At 62.8% G+C, this 21,256-nt stretch carries 18 protein-coding genes and 1 tRNA gene; 8 read left to right on the top strand and 11 right to left on the bottom strand.

The window, feature by feature from the left end; translation table 11 throughout:
- The first annotated feature begins 87 nt into the window (after positions 1-87).
- From NKI29_RS13210 to NKI29_RS13190, 5 genes are all read left to right on the top strand, one after another.
- A complete protein-coding gene (locus NKI29_RS13210; RefSeq protein ID WP_352796424.1) occupies positions 88-1,692 on the top strand; it encodes an inorganic phosphate transporter in 1,605 nt (534 codons plus the stop codon).
- Between the two features lie 86 nt (positions 1,693-1,778).
- Positions 1,779-2,804 carry a transporter gene (locus NKI29_RS13205; protein WP_352796421.1) on the top strand — a complete coding sequence of 342 codons (1,026 nt, stop codon included), beginning with the start codon at positions 1,779-1,781 and terminating at the stop codon, positions 2,802-2,804.
- 169 nt (positions 2,805-2,973) lie between these two features.
- Positions 2,974-3,618 carry a carbonic anhydrase gene (locus NKI29_RS13200; protein ID WP_352480025.1) on the top strand — a complete coding sequence of 215 codons (645 nt, stop codon included), beginning with the start codon at positions 2,974-2,976 and terminating at the stop codon, positions 3,616-3,618.
- Between the two features lie 10 nt (positions 3,619-3,628).
- Positions 3,629-4,039 (top strand): nuclear transport factor 2 family protein, encoded by a 411-nt coding sequence (locus tag NKI29_RS13195; protein ID WP_352681851.1) that lies wholly within the window; start codon positions 3,629-3,631, stop codon positions 4,037-4,039.
- Positions 4,040-4,129: 90 nt separating this feature from the next.
- Positions 4,130-6,184 (top strand): M3 family metallopeptidase, encoded by a 2,055-nt coding sequence (locus tag NKI29_RS13190; protein ID WP_352796560.1) that lies wholly within the window; start codon positions 4,130-4,132, stop codon positions 6,182-6,184.
- Positions 6,185-6,565: 381 nt separating this feature from the next.
- On the opposite strand, the gene NKI29_RS13185 is transcribed toward NKI29_RS13190, so the two are convergent.
- The 4 genes from NKI29_RS13185 to NKI29_RS13170 form a co-directional block, all read right to left on the bottom strand.
- Positions 6,566-7,906 (bottom strand): LGFP repeat-containing protein, encoded by a 1,341-nt coding sequence (locus tag NKI29_RS13185; protein ID WP_352796419.1) that lies wholly within the window; start codon positions 7,904-7,906, stop codon positions 6,566-6,568.
- 224 nt (positions 7,907-8,130) lie between these two features.
- Complete coding sequence (locus NKI29_RS13180; protein ID WP_352796416.1) at positions 8,131-11,343, bottom strand: AfsR/SARP family transcriptional regulator; 3,213 nt, start codon at positions 11,341-11,343, stop codon at positions 8,131-8,133.
- Positions 11,344-11,463: 120 nt separating this feature from the next.
- Positions 11,464-11,922, bottom strand: a complete 459-nt coding sequence (locus NKI29_RS13175; protein ID WP_352782342.1) for a hypothetical protein — start codon at positions 11,920-11,922, stop codon at positions 11,464-11,466.
- A gap of 242 nt (positions 11,923-12,164) precedes the next feature.
- Positions 12,165-12,240, bottom strand: a tRNA-Ala gene (locus NKI29_RS13170).
- A gap of 166 nt (positions 12,241-12,406) precedes the next feature.
- On the opposite strand from NKI29_RS13170, the gene NKI29_RS13165 reads away from it, so the two are divergent.
- The 3 genes from NKI29_RS13165 to NKI29_RS13155 all read left to right on the top strand — a co-directional run bounded on the left by NKI29_RS13165 (position 12,407) and on the right by NKI29_RS13155 (position 14,041).
- Positions 12,407-12,709 carry a YggT family protein gene (locus NKI29_RS13165; protein WP_352796414.1) on the top strand — a complete coding sequence of 101 codons (303 nt, stop codon included), beginning with the start codon at positions 12,407-12,409 and terminating at the stop codon, positions 12,707-12,709.
- Positions 12,706-13,038 (top strand): DUF167 family protein, encoded by a 333-nt coding sequence (locus NKI29_RS13160; protein ID WP_352796412.1) that lies wholly within the window; start codon positions 12,706-12,708, stop codon positions 13,036-13,038. The genes NKI29_RS13165 and NKI29_RS13160 overlap by 4 nt, the downstream gene beginning before the upstream one ends.
- A gap of 289 nt (positions 13,039-13,327) precedes the next feature.
- Positions 13,328-14,041: a haloacid dehalogenase type II gene (locus NKI29_RS13155; protein ID WP_352796409.1), complete on the top strand. Its 714-nt coding sequence runs from the start codon at positions 13,328-13,330 to the stop codon at positions 14,039-14,041.
- A 16-nt stretch (positions 14,042-14,057) separates the two neighbouring features.
- On the opposite strand, the gene NKI29_RS13150 is transcribed toward NKI29_RS13155, so the two are convergent.
- The 7 genes from NKI29_RS13150 to NKI29_RS13120 form a co-directional block, all read right to left on the bottom strand.
- On the bottom strand, positions 14,058-15,026 hold the full coding sequence (locus NKI29_RS13150) for an ABC transporter ATP-binding protein (protein WP_352796406.1): 969 nt from the start codon (positions 15,024-15,026) through the stop codon (positions 14,058-14,060).
- Positions 15,026-16,036 (bottom strand): ABC transporter ATP-binding protein, encoded by a 1,011-nt coding sequence (locus tag NKI29_RS13145; protein ID WP_352697076.1) that lies wholly within the window; start codon positions 16,034-16,036, stop codon positions 15,026-15,028. The genes NKI29_RS13150 and NKI29_RS13145 overlap by 1 nt, the downstream gene beginning before the upstream one ends.
- The gene (locus NKI29_RS13140; protein ID WP_352451273.1) at positions 16,033-16,950 is read right to left on the bottom strand and encodes a dihydrodipicolinate synthase family protein; all 918 of its coding nucleotides are present in this window, start codon (positions 16,948-16,950) and stop codon (positions 16,033-16,035) included. Before NKI29_RS13140 ends, NKI29_RS13145 begins: the two co-directional genes overlap by 4 nt.
- 18 nt (positions 16,951-16,968) lie before the next feature.
- Positions 16,969-17,874, bottom strand: a complete 906-nt coding sequence (locus NKI29_RS13135; RefSeq protein WP_023678168.1) for an ABC transporter permease — start codon at positions 17,872-17,874, stop codon at positions 16,969-16,971.
- Positions 17,871-18,830 (bottom strand): ABC transporter permease, encoded by a 960-nt coding sequence (locus NKI29_RS13130; protein WP_023678169.1) that lies wholly within the window; start codon positions 18,828-18,830, stop codon positions 17,871-17,873. The genes NKI29_RS13135 and NKI29_RS13130 overlap by 4 nt, the downstream gene beginning before the upstream one ends.
- Before the next feature lie 66 nt (positions 18,831-18,896).
- Positions 18,897-20,477: an ABC transporter substrate-binding protein gene (locus NKI29_RS13125; RefSeq protein WP_023678170.1), complete on the bottom strand. Its 1,581-nt coding sequence runs from the start codon at positions 20,475-20,477 to the stop codon at positions 18,897-18,899.
- A 32-nt stretch (positions 20,478-20,509) separates the two neighbouring features.
- Entirely contained in the window at positions 20,510-21,223 is a 714-nt protein-coding gene (locus NKI29_RS13120; protein ID WP_352696935.1) for a FadR/GntR family transcriptional regulator, read from the bottom strand.
- Positions 21,224-21,256: the final 33 nt, after the last annotated feature.

Raw genomic sequence — 21,256 nt, 5'->3', positions numbered from 1 at the left:
CAACCCAAAGTGCCCGCCGTCACACAGCCTTCATCGTGCCGACATAGCGTCCTCCCATTCTTTGCTGCAACGCAGGAGGAGTGGGGTATGGTCGATATTGTTTCAAGCGAGGCAGGGATTCCAAGACCGGAGCATCCGCTTGACCGGCCAAACGGCACCGGTAAATGGTTTCTGCCGGCCTTTGCCGTCATCATTCTAGGCGGCCTTGCCTATGTCGGCTACGCGCTCAGCCAGGACCTGACCAGCACCGTCGCGGTGCCGTGGATCCTGCTTGGGCTGGCGCTGCTGATCGCGCTCGGCTTCGAATTCGTCAACGGTTTTCACGACACTGCCAATGCGGTGGCAACGGTGATCTACACGCATTCCATGCCGGCCGAGCTTGCAGTGATGTGGTCCGGCTTCTTCAACTTCCTCGGCGTGCTTACCGCCAGCGGGGCGGTCGCCTTCGGCATCATATCGCTGCTGCCGGTCGAATTGATCCTTCAGGTCGGATCGAGCGCGGGGCTAGCCATGGTCTTCGCGCTGCTGGTCGCAGCGATCATGTGGAATCTCGGAACCTGGTATCTCGGCCTGCCGGCCTCGAGCTCGCACACGCTGATCGGTTCGATCATTGGCGTCGGTCTCGCCAACCAGTTCATGGCCCCGGCCGGCTCCGTCACCAGCGGCGTCGACTGGTCGCAGGCGTCCAATGTCGGCCTGTCGCTCCTGATCTCGCCGCTGGTCGGTTTTGGCCTGGCTGCACTGCTGCTTCTGGTGATGAAGCTGCTGGTCAGGAACCGCGAGCTCTACGAGGCGCCCAAGTCGAGCGCGCCGCCGCCGCTGTGGATTCGGGCGCTGCTTATTTTCACCTGCACCGGCGTCAGCTTTGCCCACGGCTCCAATGACGGGCAAAAGGGCATGGGCCTCATCATGCTCATCCTGATCGGCGTCGTGCCGACCGCCTTCGCGCTCAACCGCACACCGGACGTGAACTATCTCGAAGCTTACAAATCGGCGGCGACGCAGGTCGAAACGGTACTCGGCAAATACGTCAGGCCCGGCGTCGTCGTGACTGACGCGGCGACCGCGGTCGGCGACGCCGTTCGCACCAAGACCTGGAAGGACGAGACCACGCCTGCCTTGCAGAGCTTCATCCACGACACCAGCGCCATGTTGTCGCCCTATCCGTCCGTGGAAAAGCTGCCGACAACGCTGGTCAGCAACGCCCGCAACAACATCTATCTTATCGGTGAAGCGCTGAAGCTGATCGACAAGAAGAAGCTGCTGCCGATGGAGGCAGACGACCTGAAGGCGGTGACGACCTACCATAAGGCGGTCGACAACGCGACGAAGTTCATCCCGCTCTGGGTCAAGGTCGCCATCGCGCTGGCGCTCGGCCTCGGCACCATGGTCGGCTGGAAGCGCATCGTCGTCACCGTCGGCGAGAAGATCGGCAAAAGCCATTTGACCTACGGTCAGGGTGCGTCCGCCGAGCTTGTCGCGATGGCGACGATCGCATCGGCCGACTATCTCGGACTGCCGGTCTCAACCACCCATGTGCTGTCCTCGGGCGTTGCCGGCACCATGGCGGCGAACGGCTCTGGCCTGCAATGGTCGACGGTGCGCAACATGCTGATGGCCTGGATACTGACCCTTCCGGTCTCCATCTGTCTTGCCTTCGTGTTGTTCGTCATCTTCCGCCAGGTGTTCTGAGCGGGGGCAGGGTTTGACCAGAATGTCGCGGCACCGGCCCCGGCGCCGCCCTGATCACCTGAACGTGCATTATTTAGGCGGCGGCCATGAATGACGCATCGCATCTGACATTGCTTGCCGCGGACGACCAGCATCATGCTCCCGGGCTGGTCTGGGCCTATCATGCCGCTCCCGGCAAAGCTCCCGAACCGCTGGCGCCCCGAGACATAGAGGCCGCGCTGGCCTCAGCGGGCGGCTGGGTCTGGCTGCATGTCGACCTTGTCGACCGGCGCGCCCATTCCTGGGTCAGCCATGCCTGCGCGCTGCCGGCGTCGGCTCATGCAATCCTCGAAGGACATGAGGACAGCCTAGTGCTGGCGCATGAGAATGGCGTCGTCCACGGCATTTCGGCCGATCTGCATGGCGAGATCACCCACCAGTCGACGACCATCGGCAGATTGCATTTTGCGGTCTCGGAACGGCTGCTGGTCACCGGCCGCCGGCATCCGCTGGCGGCAGTGGAGGAAGTGCACACGGCCCTTACCGCGGGGCTGCGGCCGGCCACGGCATTCGAGCTGTTCGAAATGCTAGTCATGGCTTTTTGCAAGACCACCAGCCTGCGGCTCGCCGCGGCAACGAAGCGGCTGGATGCAGTCGAGGATCATCTCGTGACCGAGCGGCTTGCCGACGAAAGACGGCAGCTGAAGGATGTGCGCCGCCTTGCCGTGTCCCTGCATCGGCCGATCTCGGCCCTGGCAGCGCTTTTCCAGGACGAAGACCGTTCCGCCTGGAACCTTTCCGCCGGCGCACATGAAGTTCTGCGCCGGCTTGCTGCGCGCCTTGAACGGCTCGACCGCGAGGTCGTCATGATCAACGACCGGGCAAGGCTGCTGCAGGAGGAGCTTGCGGCTGAGCTTGCCGACGAATCTAACCGTAGCCTCAAGGCGCTGGCGGTGATGAGCGCGCTGCTTTTGCCAGGAACGCTGATCGTCGGCATTTTCGGCATGAACACAGGCGGACTGCCATTTGCCGAGAGTCCCAGCGGCTTCTTCCTGGCGATGCTGCTGGCGGTTGGCGCGACCGGCCTGTTCTACTGGCTTCTACTGCGCGCCGGCGCCAATCTGCGGTTCTGAGGCCGATTAATGGCGGCATTCGTTCACCTGTGTCACAATACGGGCTGGCACGTCGAAACCACGCCATCCCGCCTTCCGAAAATCGGTTCCGATTTTCAGGCCGATGCGCTAGAGCCTTTCGGGATTGAACCGAGCTGCCTTCAACCCGGAAAGGCTCCCACAGCTGCCCATGCCCCATCTTCCCGAGCATCTTCTCACCGGCTACCGCAGTTTCATGAGCGGCCGCTATCTCACCGAAAGCGGCCGTTATCGCTCGCTGGCGCGGGAGGGCCAGGCACCGGAAACGATGATCGTCGCCTGCTGCGATTCGCGGGCCGCGCCCGAAGCGATCTTCGATGCCGGGCCCGGCGAGCTGTTCGTGCTGCGCAATGTCGGCAATCTGGTGCCGCCCTATGCGCCCGACGATCAGTTCCACTCGACATCGGCGGCGCTCGAATTTGCCGTGCAGAGCCTCAAGGTCAAGAACATCGTGGTGATGGGCCACGGCCGCTGCGGCGGCATCCGCGCGGCACTCGACACCACGGCCGCACCCTTGTCGCCGGGCGATTTCATCGGCAAGTGGATGAGCCTGATCGCGCCCGCGGCCGAGACCGTATCGTCGAGCACCTTCATGACCGCGACCGAACGCCAGACGGCGCTGGAGCGCATCTCGATCCGCTATTCCATCGCCAATCTGCGTACCTTCCCTTGCGTCTCGATCCTCGAAGGCAAGGGGCGGCTGTCGCTGCACGGTGCCTGGTTCGATATCTCGACCGGCGAGCTTTGGGTGATGAACAAGGACACCGGCGATTTCGAGCGGCCGGAGACGGAGTAGGAGACAAGGCATGACGCGACTTCGGGACGCGTTCGCGGCTGCGGCACTGCTGTGCTCGGCAGATTTTGCCCGTGCCGACGATAGCGCGATCATCGATCGCTGGTATTCGGCACTCCTCGTCGCCGACCGCAGCGAATTGTCGGACCTGCTCGCCGACAACGTCCGCATCAAGCTCGACGACCTCGGCGTCGTGCAAAGCAAGCAGGAATTCATCGCCTCGATCGCCGAGTGGCAAGGCGCCGTCGCCGGGGCCGAAATCCGCCATCGGATCGAGAAGACGGAGGGCGGCGTCACCACTGTCATCGCCTGCTATGATTTTCCCAGCAACGACATGCTGATGCAGGAGACCTTTGCGGTCGCCAACGACCAGATCACCGCCAGTTCGCAGGCCGCGATCGCCGAAAATTGCGACGGCTACTGACGGAACCATGAACGGGACCCGCTGTTGCGCGCAACCGGCCGGCGCCTTACATCGGTGACGATCCATCTTCTCCCGCCACTCAGCGAAAGTTTGCCCATGCCGTCCACCGTCGACCTCGCCGCTCATCCGCTGACCGCATGGCAAGGGCCGCTCGGCCTGCCCGATTTCACGCGCATCGGCGACGGTGATTTTTCTCCGGTCTTCGATGAGGCCCTCAAGGCGCATGAGGCCGAGATCGAGGCGATTGCCGGCAACACCGGGACACCGACGATCGAAAACACGCTTGCCTCGCTCGAGCTTGCCGGCGAGGCGCTCGACCATGTCTCCTCGATCTTCTGGTGCCGCGCCGGCGCCCACACCAATGAAGCGATCCAGGCGCTGGAGCGCGACATCTCGCCAAAGATGTCGCGGCATTACTCGGCGATTTCGATGAATGAGCGACTGTTTGCCCGCATCGACGATCTCTATCAGCGCCGCGAGGCTTTGAAGCTCGATGCCGAAACGCTGCGGGTGCTGGAAAAGACCTGGAAAAATTTCGTCCGCTCCGGCGCCAGGCTCGACGCCGAAGGCAAGAAGCGGCTTGCATCGATCAACGAGGAGTTGTCGTCGCTCGGCACCAATTTCGGCCAGAACGTGCTTGCCGACGAGCGCGACTGGGTGCTGTTCCTCGGTGAGGCCGACCTTGCCGGCCTGCCGGAATTCCTGAAAAGCTCGATGGCGGAAGCCGCCGAGATGCGCGGCCAGAAGGGCCGCTACGCCGTCACTTTGTCGCGTTCGATCTACGAGCCGTTCTCGACCTTCTCAGAACGGCGCGATCTGCGCGAGACGGCGTTCCGCGCCTTCATCATGCGTGGTCAGAATGGCGGCGCCACCGACAACACGGAAGTGGTGCGCGACATGCTGCGCCTGCGCGCCGAGAAGGCGAAGCTGCTCGGCTATGCTTCCTACGCCGCATTGAAGCTCGACGATACCATGGCCAAGACGCCGGAGGCGGTGCACGCGCTGCTTGATCCAGTCTGGGAAAAGGCGGTGGAAAAGGCCGCAAGCGACCAGACCGAATTGCAGCGGCTGGCGGCCGAGGCCGGCAGCAACGAGAAATTCGCCGCCTGGGACTGGCGCTTCTATCAGGAGAAGCTGCGCGCAGAGAAATTCGCCTTCGACGAGGCCGAGCTGAAGCCGTATCTGCAGCTCGACCGCATCATCGACGCCTGTTTCGACGTTACAACACGATTGTTCGGCATTTCTTTCGAGGAAAAGAAGGGCATTGCCACGTGGCATCCGGACGCTCGGGTTTTCGTCGTGAAGAATGCCAACGGCAGCGAGCGCGGCCTGTTCCTCGCCGATTATTTCGCGCGACCCTCGAAGCGCTCCGGCGCATGGATGAGCGCGCTGAAATCCGGCTACAAGCTAGGCGATGGCTCCAAGCCGGTCATTTACAACATCATGAATTTCGCCAAGCCGCCGGCCGGCGAGGCAGCCTTGCTGTCGGTCGACGAGGCCAAGACCCTGTTCCACGAATTCGGTCACGCGCTGCACGGCATGCTGACCGACGTTACCTGGCCATCGGTCGCTGGCACCTCGGTCAGCCGCGATTTCGTCGAGCTGCCGTCGCAGCTCTATGAACACTGGCTGACGGTGCCGGCGGTGCTGGAAAAGCATGCGCTGCATATTAAGACCGGCAAGCCGATGCCAAAGGCGCTGGTCGACAAGATGCTGGCGGCGCGCACCTTCGGCGCCGGCTTCGCCACCGTCGAGTTCACCGCCTCGGCGTTGGTCGACATGGCCTACCACGCGCGGCCGGACGCGGCGGATCAGCCGCTTCGTTTCGAAGCCGAAACGCTCGAAAAGCTCAACATGCCCGACACCATCGCCATGCGTCACCGCACCCCGCATTTCGGCCACATCTTTGCCGGCGATGGCTATTCGGCCGGCTATTATTCATACATGTGGTCGGAAGTGCTTGACGCCGACGCCTTCGCCGCCTTCGAGGAGACGGGCGATCCCTTCAACCCGGCGCTGGCCGAGCGGCTGCGCAAGAACATCTACGCCGCCGGCGGTTCAAAGGACCCGGAAGAACTCTACACCGCCTTCCGCGGCAAGATGCCTTCCCCGGAAGCGATGATGGCCAAGCGCGGGCTGGTGTGATGCATGCCCGCTCTTGTCACCGTTCTCTTTCCATCCTGATTGATCTCGGCTGTCATGGCGGCGGGTTGCGCACCGCCTGATCCGGTTTCCGCCGGTCCCGTTCGGCCTCGTTGGCTGCGGCCGCGTCGTTGAGGTGACTGCACTTAATGCGGTCTCCATCGTTCCGGCCGAAGGAGCCGCGTTCATGGCGGCGCTACGGGCTGTGCGGGGCAGGCAACGACAGCTTGCCCGCTATGCTGATCGGCCGCTGCCGCATCCGGACCGCGCCTTGCGACGACCGCTACGGAAATAAATCTCTCAGTCGCGAACGTCAGCCCCGCCAACGGAGGCGGGGCTGGTAAGTTGATTGTCCCGGCAAGCTTTTTTGCCGGGGCGATTGGCCTAGGCAGGCACAAAGCCAAAATAGGCTTTGTAGGAAGCCCCCTCGCCGGAAATCAGGGGCGTTTCCACTTTGAACCCAATCCCGCTGAAGGTGGTATTGTTCGTACGTGCCGCGAGCAACACCATCTGCTTTGCGGAGATGGTCACTGTCGCGCTCCCGATCCTGTCATCGCCCCAATCGAAGAGATCGCTGATGGCGCCGCCGATCGATGGCATCAAGGATCCCAGGGCCGGGCCGGCTATCGCGGCAATGATAGGTCCTGCCACCGGAATGAGGCCCAAAGCCAGCGTACCCGCCGTATGGACGCCCATCACGACCTTCTGCACTTCGTCCTTGTACTTGTTCGGATCGCCGAAATCATTTTCCATCAGCACCGTACCGATATTGATGCCGTAGGGCTTACCTCGATAGACCTCCATCAGGTCGGGTCTCGTATCTCCCGCATCGACGTCGCCATAGACCTGGCTGCGCTTGGTGTCGGCGATCCGCGGCGTTGCCACGCTGACGATGACATAGGGCTCGTCCGCACCACCCGGCCCCTGATCCCAGTCGGTCTCGCCGAAGCAATGGAGGCCGGTATAGTGGACGACGACGTCTCGAAGGTCGATCGCGCCGGTGTCGGGCCACCAGTATATGCCGCCGTTTTCAAACAGATTGGCGCGGCCTCCTTCGGCAAATTCGGTCTCGTCGGTCGTGGGATAGCCCAGATATGACTGTTCCCAGCCCAGGCTCTCCCACTTCTTGCGGATGTCACCGTACACCACGTTGGCTCCTGTGTTCGGTGTCCAGTAGATCGAGCCGGCATTGGCAAAATGGTTGTAGCGCCCGACGCCGTCGGGAGTTCCGGTTTCGTCGGTGACCGGATAGCCGAGAACCGAGCGCTCCCAGCCCATTGCTGCCCATTTGCCGCGAATTGCCCCCCAAATCGCTTGAGCACCGGTGTTCGGTGTCCAGTAGATCGAAGCGGTATTGTTGTTGAAGTGATTGTATCGGCCGACGCCGTCGGGAGTGCCGGTTTCGTCGGTGCAGGGAATGCCCCACGCGAGACCGCCAAGCGCAATCCACTTCCTGTAGATTTCGCCATGGATCTCAAAGGCGTCGTGCATGGCATCGTTGTAACAAATGCATGAGCCGTACTTGAGATACCAGGCTTTTCCAGTGTCCTTCCTGTCGATCTCGGCGAAGCCGGCGCCTCCAAGGGAGTTGTACTTTTGCTGTATGACAGCTTCGGGCGAGAGGAGCGACCAAGGCCCGATCCTGAGCTGGTCGGAAAGTCTTGTGGCTCCAGCGCGGATGGTGCCGGCACGCATTCTCGAAGTTGCTCTGGCAGTATACGGCATGACCTTTTCCTTCCTGTGAGTGTTGGTATCGGGGGCTTCAGGCCTCCGGCGATCGGTTTTGATCGACGGGCCGAGGTTCCCAGACCGCGACTTACGGACGGCTTACGGAGTTCCGAGCTGCGCCAGAGCAATTCCAGGAAAAGTGTGGAACGGTTTTCCGTCCGGAATTGCGCAAAAATAAAGAGATAGAGCGGTTCGGCGTTTCCGTGAAACGATGAACCGGTCTAGAGAAACGGGCGCACGAGCGAACGCAGCAAAGGCGAGGGCTCGTCATCGCCGGTCGAAGCGAGCGCGCGTTCATAGCGCCGGTAATCCTCGATGGCGCCGGCATGGTCGTTCCTGGAGAGGCTCTCCTGGATGAGCGTGCCATGGAGTTTGGCCGATTCCGGGTAGAAATCGAGCGCACGCCGGCACGCCTGGCGTGCCCGATCCGCGTTGCCTTGGCTCTGCCAGTGTTTGGCGATCCGCACGGCAAGCTCCACCAACCCGTCCCGCACCCGGTCGGCCGCGGCGTTCGACCAGGCGGGCGTCGGGCCATTCGAGAAAAGCGGGCCGACAAAGCCTTCCAGCAGCATCTCCTGCTCCTCGATTGCGCTGTCTCTTTGGCCCGACAGAACGGGTTTCAGCCGGTCTTCCCAATCCTGCAGATCGATCCAGACCTTGTCGGCAGCGAGCCGCAAACGGCCTTCTCTCAGCGTTACGAGTTCGCCTTGCCCGAGCAATTTGCGCAGACGATGCAGCGCCTGCTCCAAGGCCGCTTTGGCCTGGTCGCCGTCGAGGTCGGGCCAGAGCCAATCCTGCAGGGTTTCCACCGAACAGACCTGGTCCCTCGACAGGCAGATAATGCGCAATATGTCGAGAGCGCGGGTAGGTTTGGCACCGGGCGCGACCTCGGCGCCATCGATCTCGAGGCGGAAGCCTCCCATCAAGTGGATCCTGAGCGGCCAAGGCCACTGGGCGGGTCGGCCAGCGGGCGGGACCAGATATCGCGCCCGAACGACGCGGCGGCAGAGATCGACGTCGATCTTTCGCTCCAGCGCATCGGCGACCAGATCGGCCACTAGGTCCGGCAGGTTGAGCAGGATTGCGGAGGGGTTGACCTGGCGCAACGCCTCCATGAATTCAGCCAGACGACTGCCATAGGACGCGCCGCCGTTCCACTTCTGCTCCAGGGCCTGAGCGGCCAGAATGTTGAGTTCGACGCGCTGGCGAGGGCCGCCGCTCAGCCTTTCGACGATCTCCTGGAGTAGCGCAATGGCCTCCGCTGGACGCCGATCGGCCAGCAGGACCTGGTATTTGGTGACGTAATGCGGCCAGCGTTCGATCATCGGCTCATTCGCCCGCTCGATCGCATCCATGAAGGCATCGCAGTCGAGATAAGCCTTGACGAAGTCGCCGTTGCGCGTGTGCATCGCCGCGTGGCAGTCGGCGACTACAGCGACCTGGGTTGTGAACCTGCTGTCCGCGATCTCGCCCAGCCGGGAGACGAGCGCATTGAATTCCGAGAACCTGTTGTGAAGCTTCATCAGCAATTGAAGCTGATAGAGGGCGCTGAACTCGACGCCCCGTAAGGCGTGCTGCTCGCCTATCGCCGTTGCGCGTCGCAACGCATCCTCGGCCGAGGCATAGACAAAACCGCGCCGCGAATAGGGGAAGTAACGGCCGCTGGCCGAGCCAAAGGACACCAGCCACATGCCGAGCACCAGCGGCGGGATATCCGGATGTTCGAGATCGGCGGCAACGCTGTCCACGGCATTGGCAAAAATGTCGCGCTGCCCCGACGAGGTCGCGTAGTCGATGAGCGCTTCGCTTGCCAGCAGGCGCAACTCGACCGAATCCTCGATCGGCAGATGTGTCAGGCGCTGCTGGATATCATTCACGAGGCGCTTCGCGTCATGGGCGTCGAATTCGCCAGGTTCGGCGAAATCGACGGCCCGCAGGATGCCGAGCCTGACCATCATGAGTTCCTCCGGATCCAACTCCGGCAATCCCTTGGCAAGAACCTGTGAGGCTCGGCGCGTCCAATCCGCCAGCCCCTCATGCGTACGCCAGCTGGCGGTCTTGACTACGACCGCCCGCGCGACCGTCAGGCATTGGCCGCGCATGTCGGTGTTCTCGAATGCTTGCCATGCCTTGGAGAAGTGCGGTTCGGCCTTCGCATCGTCCGATGCGAAGGCGACGCCCAGCCAATAATGGACCCACCCGTCCATCTGGTCGGGGGGCAGCCTGTTGCACCATTCGACGAAGCTGGCCCTGCGCCCTTGCGAGAGAACGCCGTTAGCGCACTCCAGAATGAGCTGGCGTGCCAGCGGCCAGGCGCCCGCCTGCAACGCCAGCACGATTGCCGCGTCGGTTTTGTCTGCCTCGTGCAGGACCTTTGCTGCCTGCTCGCGCAGCCTGGAACGGTCCGCTTCCGTCACGCGCCGGTCCAGTAGGCCGGCAAGGTATTCGCGCAACAAGTCATGCAGCTGGAAGGCGGCGCCGCCCGGACCGTCGCGCGTGATCAGCAGCTGGCGATGCTGCAGCCGCACCAGCAGGCGAGCAGCCTGCGGCGAGCCCAGGAACGCATCGGCAAGCTCCGTGCTGATCTCCGGCAGAACGTTGAGCCTGATAAGCAGATCCTGGTCCTCCGGCGCGATGTCGCGCAGGAAATAACGTCCGACAATCTCCCGAAGGCCGGCGCCTCCGGCAAGGCCGGTCTGCGAAAGCGGGTAGTACATTCCGGCGTTGGCCAGCAGGAGAAGGCCCACCGCCCAGCCGCGCGCCTCCGAAATGTCGCCGACCTCGGACGGCGATTGCGAGCGGGCGGTGACGAGGTTGCGAGCCTCCGCAGGCGAAAACTCCAGCAGCGTTTGGTTGAGCACCGGCAACTGTCCCGACAGCAGGAGGTCGGCGACATCGCCCTCGGGCAGCATCCGCGATGTGCAGATGCAGCGGACGGTGTTGGGGCGTTCGCGCAACAGGATCGCCAGCGTCCGGCGAAAGCCTGGCGCATCGGCACGATGCAGATCGTCGAGGACCAGGATCGTGCCCGGATCAAGCCGCGAGAAATAGGTGCGGAAGAACAGCCGCGCGAAATCGTCGGAATTGTCGGCATATTCCGGACCAAAGACCGGCATGCCGGCATGCCTGCCGTCGAGTGACAGCGTCAGATAGTGGAAAAGGCGCGCAACGTCCTGGTCCTCGGTGTCGACCCGATACCAGTTATACGCCGATTCGCCTTGCTTCAGGCCGCCTTGTTCCAGCCCGCCGTGTTCCAGAAAGTCGATCACCGCGGTCGTCTTGCCGTATCCACCAGGCGCAGCCAGCCAGCATGCACCACTGTCGAGGGCCTGCGAAAGCAGCGCCACTACGCGCGGACGGCTGACAATTCCCACTGGCCGGGGTGCCGAGAGCTTTGCTATCTCGCGCGGCGCGTCCCGGAAGGATTTATCCATTGTGAGGACTCTCGCAGCGCAGTCGCCTCGCGAAAACAGGTAATCGGTTCGCCCGCAACAACAAATCGCCGGCCGGCGTTGTGCTCGCCTGACGTGCCGTGCTCGCCGGCAAGGTCGCGGTTATCCCTTGTGCGACATGATATGCGAAACCCCGACACTCACGTCGGCGGTGTGTCTTGCCATCACTGCGTTCATTCGCATTGCAATCGCCGCATAGCCGTTTCGTTCGTGGTCGGTAACTTCCGAGGGCTTGAAGAGCCAAGGAAGGGGTGCAACCTGCGCGTCCTCGAAATTGGCCGGCAGATTCGATGGCAAGGCCTTTTTTCCTAAAGGCAGCTCTAGCCCAAGGTCACTAAATTCGTCCTCGAGGCTGGCGTGCAGATGAGAAAGCACCACATAGATCGCCAGCTTTGATCTGGTCCTTTCTGTGTTGTTTTGATTGTACTCTTGAAGAACCTCATCGAACGATGGCGATACGTCGCTTTCCGCAGCGGTAGCTCGTGTTGCAACAGCACCGGCCAGGGCAGTCGCTGCCATTCCTGTAAGACCTACAAAATCACGCCTTGTCGCGCTGGTCATGGTGAATTCCCCTCGGTTTTGAAGACGGACCAAGTCTGGCAAGGACGAGGCGCAGTGGCAATAGGCCGCATACGCTACTGGTGTAGAGGGTCTTTACGTCGCCGATGTGAATCCACCCGGCAACGATAGTGCCAAGCCGCCAGCAGGCTGCAATGCGTTCGCGAGCTTCATCTGAGAGACGCCGTGAAGCCAAGGAGGATTTCCTTGGAATTCATCCAGGCAAAGGGTGCGAAAAAATCCGCTGGTGGAGCTGAGGAGGATCGAACTCCTGACCTCGTCATTGCGAACGACGCGCTCTCCCAGCTGAGCTACAGCCCCGTCCAGCGGATGGGGCTTTTATCGGCCGCTGCGGTTTCCTGTCAAGGCTGCGCGTGCTGCCGAAATGCCGTTCGGCCGTTCGTCCGGCTTCGCCATGCGGCGGAAGGCGGCTCTTGCCGCTTTCACCTACAGTGGCTACATGTCGGGCGTTCGCAAGGAGCAACCGATGATCGCAGTCTTTTATACGCTGCATGCCGCGATTAATATCTATTGGTATATTGTGATTGGTGCGGCTATCTTCTCGTGGCTTTACGCCTTCAACGTCGTCAACTCGCGCAACCAGCTTGTCGACTCTCTTGGCAACATGCTTTATCGGCTGACCGAGCCGGCATTGCGGCCGATCCGCCGCGTCCTCCCGGACCTTGGCGGGATCGATATCTCGCCGATCATCCTGTTGCTTGCGCTGACATTTATCAGCGTGTTCCTAGACACGACCGTTCAGCCGATGTTCGGTATCGGATCGATGTGAGTCACGGGACGAACCGTTTCTTTCGACTTCGCGCCGACGGCATCGACCTGTTCGTCCGGCTGACGCCGAAATCAGCGATGGACAGGCTCGAGGGGCCCGAAACGACCGCGGATGGGCGAAGCCATCTGAAGGCTCGCGTCCGCGCCGTGCCGGAAAACGGCGCCGCCAATCGAGCGCTGGAAAGGCTGGTCGCCAAGGCGCTTGGCGTGGCCGCTTCGGCCGTCTCGATCGTCGCCGGCGGCACCGCTCGGCTGAAGACGCTGCGCGTGCTTGGCGATCCCGCGGAGCTGGCGAAACGCATCGATACGCTGGGCACGCCTGCGCCGTGATCTCGGCTCGCTGATCCACCCTAGAAAAAAGGCCGGGCTGAAAAGCCCGGCCAAGATGTGAAGGTCGAAACCTTCAGAGGGGAACGCGCCGAACGAATGGGAGGAAACATCCGACGCGAATTGCATATGGGTTGGCATCGACGACGTTTCAATGAGCCCCGGGGGAACCACCTTCGCGATCAGGCTTTTAAACATTTCGACTATCTGATCAGCAGCTCGACGAGGTCGATCCGTCCTATCGCGACTGATGCGGCAGGACAGCCACCGCAACCCGACCGGAAAGCTCAATATGACCGCCACTCGAGTCCTATTCTTCGATGTTCTGGGAACCGTCGTTGACTGGCGCAGCGGCATCGCAAGGGAGGCCGGCGCCTTCCTCGCGCGAGTTGGTGCAGAGCAGGTCGATCCCGGTGAATTCGCCGATGCGTGGGCGTCGCGCTATGACGCCTCGACCGAGGCGGTGCGGACGGGGCACCGCCCTTTCGTTTCACTTGACGTGATCAACAGGGAGAATCTGGACGCCACCCTCGTCCAGTTCGGGCTGGCCCCATCCGAGCTGCCGACCGCCGAACTTGAGGAACTCAACCTCGCCTGGCACCGGCTGGAGCCGTGGCCCGATTCGCTGAAAGGCCTTGCGAGGCTAAAGGAACGCTTCATCATCGTGCCCTTGTCAGGGGCTAATACCCGGCTGTTGCTGGATATGGCCAAGCGCGCCGGCCTGCCTTGGGACACCGTCCTTGGCTCGGATGTGTTCGGCACCTACAAGCCTGCGCCGCAGGCTTATCTCCGCGCAGTGGAGATCCTGGTGGTGCGACCTTCGGAGGCCGTGTTAGTCGCCGCGCATAATGACGACCTGGCTGCGGCACGAAAATGCGGTATCGGAACCGCCTTTGTTGCTCGGCCAAAAGAGCATGGCCCGGCGCAGACGACCGATCTCTCGCCTCTTGAGAGCTGGGACTTTGTGGCCGACGACCTTGTCCATCTCGCCCAAGTTCTCCCGTAGGCACAGGGCAAAAAACCTACGCGATGTCGTCGCGAATGCAGGCCTTCAGATGGCCGTCGGCTGTCGCCCTCAGTGGCGGTACAGCCCCGGCGCAAGCCTCCAGCGCGAACGGGCAACGGGTTCGGAAAACGCAGCCCGACGGCGGGTTTGCCGGGCTTGGAATATCGCCCTTGAGCACTTGTCGGTCTTGCCTGGCTAGCGGATCGAGCGACGGAATGGCTGACAGCAGCGCGCGCGTGTAGGGATGCTGCGGCCGGGCATAAAGCTCGGCCGCCGGCGCAACCTCCATGATGCGCCCGAGATAGAGCACGATGACCGTGTCGCAGATGTACTCGACGACAGCCAGATCGTGCGAAATGAACAGCATAGTCAGGCCGAGCCGGAGCTGCAGGTCGCGCAACAGATTGATGATTTGCGCCTGGATCGAGACGTCGAGTGCCGAGACCGGCTCATCGGCAACGATGAATTCCGGCTCGAGCGTCAGCGCCCGGGCGATGCCGATGCGCTGGCGCTGGCCGCCCGAAAATTCATGGGCGTAGCGGTCATAGGCGTCGACCGGCAACTCGACCGCGGCAAGTGCCTTCTCGGCCTTCGCCCGCCGCTCGGACTTCTTGCCGATGCCTTGAATGTCCAGGCCTTCGGTGAGGATCTGCCCGATCGTCATGCGCGGCGACAGGCTGGCGAAGGGATCCTGGAAAATATACTGCATCTTGCGGCGCTGGCGGCGCAACTGGGCGGCACCCAGCCTGGTGATGTCGGTGCCGTCATAGTTGATTTGGCCGGATGTCGGCTCGATCAGACGCAGCACCGAGCGGCCGATCGTCGTCTTGCCGGACCCGGATTCGCCGACCAGGCCGACCACCTGGCCACGCCCGATATCGAAAGAAATATCCTCCAACGCCCTTACGACGGGTCCGCGCGAGAACGCTGTCGGCGCAAAATGCTTGGTCAGGTTTTTGACCGAAAGGAAAGGAACGTCGGCCATCAGAGCTCCTCCCAACGCAGGCAGCGGCTTTGCTGGGTCCGCGTTGCCGCAAACAATGGAGGGACCGCGGCGCGGCAGGCAGCGATAGCCATCGGGCAACGCGGCGCGAAGGAACAGCCTTTGGGCAGCAAGGCGAGCGACGGAACATTTCCGGCAATGGTCGGCAGCGGCGTTCCCGCCGCCTTCAGCGCCGTGGCCTGTCCGAGCCGCGGCACCGAGCGCATCAACCCGGCGGTGTAGGGATGACGCGGACGGGTGAACACTTCGCTCACCGGACCTGTTTCGACGATACGCCCCGCATACATCACCGCTACCCGGTCGGCGATTTCGGCGACGACGCCGAGATTGTGGGTGACGAACAGGATGCCCATGCCGCGCTGCGCCCGCAGTTCGGCCAAAAGATCGAGGATCTGGGCCTGTATGGTGACGTCCAGCGCGGTCGTCGGCTCGTCGGCGATCAGCAAGCCTGGATCGCAGGACAGGGCCATGGCTATGGTAGCGCGCTGGCGCATCCCGCCCGAAAGTTCGTGTGGATATTGCCGCGCCCGCCGCTTCGGATCGGGAATGCCGACCTGTACCAGCAGCCGCACCGCGTCTGCTTCTGCCTCGCGGTGCGATTTGCCGAGATGGATGCGGATCGGTTCGGCGATCTGCTCGCCGATCGTGTAGACCGGGTTGAGGCTGGTCATCGGCTCCTGGAACACCATGCCGATCTCGTTGCCGCGTATCTTGCGCAGCGACTCGGCATCGAGGCTGGTCAGCTCGGTGAGCGTGCCGTTCTTGCGCCGCAGCGCGATCGATCCCTCGGCAATATGTCCGACCCTTTTCGGCAACAGGCCGATGATCGACAGGCTGGTGACGGATTTGCCGGATCCGGATTCGCCGACGAGCGCCACCGTCTCGCCGGAGCCGATCGTCAGGTCGACATCCGTTACCGCCGCGATGTCGCGCCCCGCGATGCGGAACACCGAGCGGAGGCCGGAAATCGAGAGGATCGGCGCGGCACTCAGCGGAGCAGCCCCACATCGCGAAGGATCATGTCGATCTTTGCGGTTTCCTCGTCGTTCAGGCTGCGCTGCGGCCGCGCCATGGTGTTCGAGGCGATGATGCCGAGGCTCTTCATCGCCGCCTTGAAGGCGCCGACGCCGGCCGAGCCGGCGCTGGTCCTGCCGAGCGAGATCCAGACGATCTCGAACAGTTTCAACAACCGCTCCTGCTCCAGGCGGGCTTCGGCATGCTGGCCCGCCTGCGTCAGCTTCCACAGCCTGACATAACCATGCGGGTCGACATTGGCGAGCCCCGGCACGACGCCATGCGCACCCATCGCCAGCACGCTATCGACCAGTATCTCGGAGCCGGTCATGCCGAAGAAGCCGGGGTCGTCGGCCATGTCCTTGAGCACGTAACGCAGATTGCCGTCATCGCCGCTGGAATCCTTGATGCCCGCGATGGCGCCTTCCCTGGCGAGGCCGACCGTGGTCTTGCGCTCCAGCTTGACGTGGACGCAGACCGGGATGTCGTAGGCGATGACCGGAATGTCGATCGCATCCTTGATATAGCGGAAGTGGTCGCCGATCTCCGGCTGGCTGGTGCGGGTATAAAACGGCGCGGTGACGACGATGGCGTCGGCGCCGGCCGATCTGGCGATCCGGGCGTGGTTGATGACGCGGTCGGTCGTCGGGTCGATGACCCCGGCGAAGATCGGAACCCGGCCGTTATTGACCTTGACCGCGTGCTCGAGGACGGCCCTGCGGCCCGCCTCGTCGTGGAAGACCACCTCGCTGGTCGAGCCGAGCACGAACAGCCCGTGAACGCCGCCGTCGAGCAGGTTCTCGATGGTGCGGGTGAACGACGGAAAGTCGATGCTGAAATCGGCATTGAGCGGGGTGACGACAGGTGGCACGACGCCGGTAAACAGGGGCATTTTGATGAACCTTTGAGGTCAGTTGAGATCGGAGCGGGGGTCGAATGCGTCGCGCAAGCCGTCGCCGATGAAGTTGATGGCGAGCACGGTGAGCACCAGTGCGGCGCCCGGGAACATCCATTGCCAGGGGTAATTTTCAAGCACGACGGTGGAGCGGGCGAGATTGAGCATGTTGCCCCAGCTGGCTTCGGGCGGTGCGATGCCGAGGCCGAGGAAGGACAGGCCGGCCTCGAGCAGGATGGCGTTGGCGATCTGCAAGGTGGCGTAGACGACCAGGATATCGATGCAATTGGGCAGGCCGTGCCGGAACAGCAGATGCGGCAGCCCTGCCCCCATGCCGCGGGCGGCAACGACGAAATCGCGCTCGCGCAGTTCGAGCAGCCGGGCGCGCACCATGCGCGACAGCACCGGCCAGGAGAGCAGCGAGATCACCAGTATGGTCGGCGCGATGCCGGTGCCGGCGATCGAAGCCAGCACCAGCAGGAAGATCACCGGCGGCAGCGTCATCGCCAGATCGACCAGGCGCATCACCGTGCCGTCGACGAGGCGCCCGCCAAAGCTGGCGACGGCGCCGACCAGGAAGCCGATGACGGTGGAGATGGCGACCGAGCTGACGGCAACCAGCAATGAGATCCGCCCGCCTTGCAGCAACCGGGCCATGACGTCGCGCCCGACGCCGTCGCTGCCCAGCCAATGAATGGCCGACGGCGCCTTGTTCATTGCTCGGAGGTCGATGGTGTTAGGACCGAACGGCCACCACAAAGGATACGTCGAAACCGCCAGCAGGATCGGGATGACGATCAAAAGCCCGGCACGCGCCGCGCGGTTTTCAAAAAAGCGGTCGAGCGCGCGGCGAAGCGGGCCTTTGGTTTGCGGCACGGCTGTCGGGTCAACTGTAGGATCTGGCGCCGTGATTGCCATCATGCCACCTGAATGCGCGGGTCGACGACGGCATAGACGACGTCGGTCAAGAGGTTGACCAGGATGACGCAAACGCCGATCACCAGGGTAGCGCCCATGATCACCGGGTAATCGCGGGTGCCGACGGCGTTGACCAGAAGCAGTCCCATGCCCGGCCAGTTGAACACGCTTTCCAGGAAGATGGCGCCGCCGATGGCGATGCCGACAGTCGAGCCGATCAAGGTAATGACCGGCAAGAGCGCATTGCGGGTCGCGTGCTTGATGATAACCCAGAACTCGCGCACGCCCTTGGCACGCGCCGTCCGCACGTAATCCTGGTTGAGCACTTCCAGCAGCGAGGCGCGCATGTAACGCATGATCAGCGCGGCATGGCCGACGGACAGCAGGCAGGCGGGCAGGACGAGGTGCGCAAGCACATCCGTCGCCGAGAACGGCGCACCCGCGGTCTGCATGCCGCCGGACGGCGCCCAGCGCAGCAGCACCGAGAAGAAATAGAGACCGAGCAGCGCTGTCAGAAAAGCCGGGCTGGAGATACCGATAAACGACAGCACCGACAGCGCGATGTCGGATGGTTCGTTACGGCGCACCGCGCTGAAAATGCCGGCGGAAATGCCGAGCACGATGGCGATCGCCAGGCCCGTACCCATCAGCAGCGCCGTCGGGCCGATGCGTTCCATGACCAGTGGCAGCACGGCAACGCCGCTGCGCTGGATCGAATAGCCGAAGTCACCGCTCAGCGCCGCGCGCAGCCAGGCGAGATATTGCACGGGAAGCGGCCGATCGAGCCCGAGCCGTTCGCGCAGGCCCTCGAGGTCGGAAGCCGACATGGGGACCGATGGGTTGATATAGGCGTCGATCGGATCGCCCGGCGCCAGCCGCAACAGGATGAAGATGAGGACGCTGAGCGCGACCAGCATCAGCAATCCTGTGGCGCTGCGGCGGGCGATGAAGCTCAACATGGGCTTTCCGTGGCGGTGGCAGGCGGCGCCAAAGTGGTCCCGCCTGCTCGCTTGGTTGCGGGTTTCTTACTGGATGTCCCAGCGCTCGGGGTGAGCTGCGTAGGGGCCGCCGCCCGGCGCCGGCGTCCAGACGAAGTCATGCAGCTTGTTGGAGGCTACGCCATAGCGGTTGGCCACCCACAACGTCGCCCAGGGTAGCTCCTTGTTCATCACCTTGCAGACCCCCTGCCAGGATTGATCGAGCTTGGCCGGATCGGTTTGGCCTAGCGCGGCGTCCAATGCGGTGCTCAGATCGTCGAACTCGATGCGCATGGTGTTGAAGCCTGCCGGCGGGATCTGCGACTTGTTGAGGCCGGGATTGAGGCCGGCCGGGTTGGGGCCGTTCTGCAGGCCGGCATAGACCATCGGAAAGGCGTTCCAGTCCGGCGTGCCTTGCTTGTAGACGATGCCGTTGTAGGTCGGCGTATCGACGACCCGCGGCACCACATTGATGCCGACCTCGGCCAGCATCGACTGGACAGCGGCCATCACATTGGCCGCTTGCGGCGAGCCGTAATAGGTCAGCAAGGTGATCGGCTTGTCGCCGTTGATCTTGTCCCAGCCGGCCTCGCTCAGCAGCGCCTTGGCCTTTGCCGGATCGTAGGCATAGGGTTCGAGGCCTGCGGGAACGAGATGCGGCGCGACATAGCCGCAATTGGCTGGCTCGGCGGCACCGCCGTAGAGGCTGTCGATGATGGCGTTGCGATCGATCGCGTACATGATCGCCTGGCGGACACGGATATCCCTAAACAGGTCGACCTTCTGGTTCAGGCCGATATAGTTGACCACGTACGAGGCACCTTCGATCACCTTGAAATTGCTGTCGCTCTTGAACGATGCCGCATCGTCGGGCTCGACATAGGTGAACTGGATTTCGCCGGCACGGAGTGCGGCAACGGCCGCCGCCGGCGACTCGAAATAGCGGTTGATGAGCACGTCTACCTTCGGCTTGCCGCCGCGATAATCGTCATCGGCTGCCAGTTCGACATATTGGTCGGTCACGTAGCGCTTGAACTTGAACGGGCCGGTGCCGACCGGTGTGGTCGACCACCAGGTGCTTGTCGCCAGCGATTCCGGCGGCAGAGCGGCCAGGGCATGCTCCGGCAGGATCATCAGCTGCGAGAGGATGGATAGAAACGAGCCGTTCGGTTTCGATAGCTTCACCACTGCGGTGTGGTCATCCGGGGCATCGACCGAGGCGATGTTGGCGAGGCGGGCGGCAAACAGGCTGCCGGAGGCCTTGTTCTTGGCAAGCTCGAGGGTGAACTTGACGTCCTTCGAGGTGAACGGTTTGCCGTCATGCCAGGTCTCGTTGACCAGGTTGAACGTATAGCTCAGCTGGTCGTCGCTGATCTTGTAGTCCTTGGCGAGGTCGCCTTCGATATCGGCCAGCCCGGCATTGTAGATGACCAGCGGTTCAAAATAGGTGCTGAGCCAGGTGTAGCCGCCGGTCGCCACCAGCGGGTTGAAGTTCTTGGGAAAACCGCCGGGGCCGACGTCGAAGCCGCCCGCAATGGTCTTGGCGCTTTGTGCCTGGACACTGGTCAATGGGGCAATGCTGGCGAGCAGCAGCCCGGCGACTGAGAATGCGATGGTCCTGATACGCATGGTTTCCTCCCTTGGCATAGTCAGGTTGTTCTTCAGCTTGTTCGGTTTTTTGCGATAACCTGCTGGATCCCCCGGTAATGGTCGTCGAGTCGCCGACGCGCCTGGCCGACGTCCTTGGCGGCGACAGCCTCGACGATCTCGTGATGGTCGCGCCATGTCGCCAGCGGCGTCGGATTATCGAGATTGGTGAAATTCGAGGCCTTGTTGAACGCCGTCCAGAAGATGTCGATCAGCGCGCTCAGCATGTGATTGTTCTGGCAGCGGAACAGCAGCTGATGGAATTGCTGGTCCTCTTCGGCGAAGCTCTCATGGCGCTCGGCACGTTGCCGCATGCGCTCGGTCAACTGGCGCAGCGCCTCGATGTCCTCGGCACTGATCATCTCGATCGTCTTGGCGATGAGGCCGGTTTCCAGCACCCGACGGATTTCGCGCAGCTCTTCGACATCGCGCAGCGAATCCTGCAAACCGTAGGCCAGGTTATCCAGCAGCGGCTTGAACGAGAACTCCTTGACGAACACGCCGATGCCGCGTCGTGTCTCCAGGATGCCGATCGATTCCAGCGCCTTGATGGCTTCCCGCACGGAGTTGCGGCCGACGCCGAGCCGCTGCGCCAGGAACGTCTCCGGCGGCAGGGGATCGCCTGCCTTGAGCTGGTTGCTTTCGATATAGGCCCTGAGGCTTTCCTGCACGGTGACGTGAAGCAGCGGCGGTCTGCTCAACGGTTCGATCGACTTCAGTTCCGCCATCCCACTGCCTTCATCATCCGCTGAAGCTTGCCC

Origin of the sequence: Mesorhizobium sp. M0678 (genome assembly GCF_040320505.1) — a bacterium.
GTDB lineage: Bacteria > Pseudomonadota > Alphaproteobacteria > Rhizobiales > Rhizobiaceae > Mesorhizobium.
This window is presented reverse-complemented; position numbering and strand designations above follow the sequence as displayed.

Coding starts and splice junctions, on each gene's coding strand:
- NKI29_RS13210 (WP_352796424.1), top strand. CDS start 88: ATGGTCGATATTGTTTCAAGCGAGGCAGGGATTCCAAGACCGGAGCAT.
- NKI29_RS13205 (WP_352796421.1), top strand. CDS start 1,779: ATGAATGACGCATCGCATCTGACATTGCTTGCCGCGGACGACCAGCAT.
- NKI29_RS13200 (WP_352480025.1), top strand. CDS start 2,974: ATGCCCCATCTTCCCGAGCATCTTCTCACCGGCTACCGCAGTTTCATG.
- NKI29_RS13195 (WP_352681851.1), top strand. CDS start 3,629: ATGACGCGACTTCGGGACGCGTTCGCGGCTGCGGCACTGCTGTGCTCG.
- NKI29_RS13185 (WP_352796419.1), bottom strand. CDS start 7,906: ATGCCGTATACTGCCAGAGCAACTTCGAGAATGCGTGCCGGCACCATC.
- NKI29_RS13180 (WP_352796416.1), bottom strand. CDS start 11,343: ATGGATAAATCCTTCCGGGACGCGCCGCGCGAGATAGCAAAGCTCTCG.
- NKI29_RS13175 (WP_352782342.1), bottom strand. CDS start 11,922: ATGACCAGCGCGACAAGGCGTGATTTTGTAGGTCTTACAGGAATGGCA.
- NKI29_RS13165 (WP_352796414.1), top strand. CDS start 12,407: ATGATCGCAGTCTTTTATACGCTGCATGCCGCGATTAATATCTATTGG.
- NKI29_RS13155 (WP_352796409.1), top strand. CDS start 13,328: ATGACCGCCACTCGAGTCCTATTCTTCGATGTTCTGGGAACCGTCGTT.
- NKI29_RS13150 (WP_352796406.1), bottom strand. CDS start 15,026: ATGGCCGACGTTCCTTTCCTTTCGGTCAAAAACCTGACCAAGCATTTT.
- NKI29_RS13140 (WP_352451273.1), bottom strand. CDS start 16,950: ATGCCCCTGTTTACCGGCGTCGTGCCACCTGTCGTCACCCCGCTCAAT.
- NKI29_RS13135 (WP_023678168.1), bottom strand. CDS start 17,874: ATGATGGCAATCACGGCGCCAGATCCTACAGTTGACCCGACAGCCGTG.
- NKI29_RS13130 (WP_023678169.1), bottom strand. CDS start 18,830: ATGTTGAGCTTCATCGCCCGCCGCAGCGCCACAGGATTGCTGATGCTG.
- NKI29_RS13125 (WP_023678170.1), bottom strand. CDS start 20,477: ATGCGTATCAGGACCATCGCATTCTCAGTCGCCGGGCTGCTGCTCGCC.
- NKI29_RS13120 (WP_352696935.1), bottom strand. CDS start 21,223: ATGGCGGAACTGAAGTCGATCGAACCGTTGAGCAGACCGCCGCTGCTT.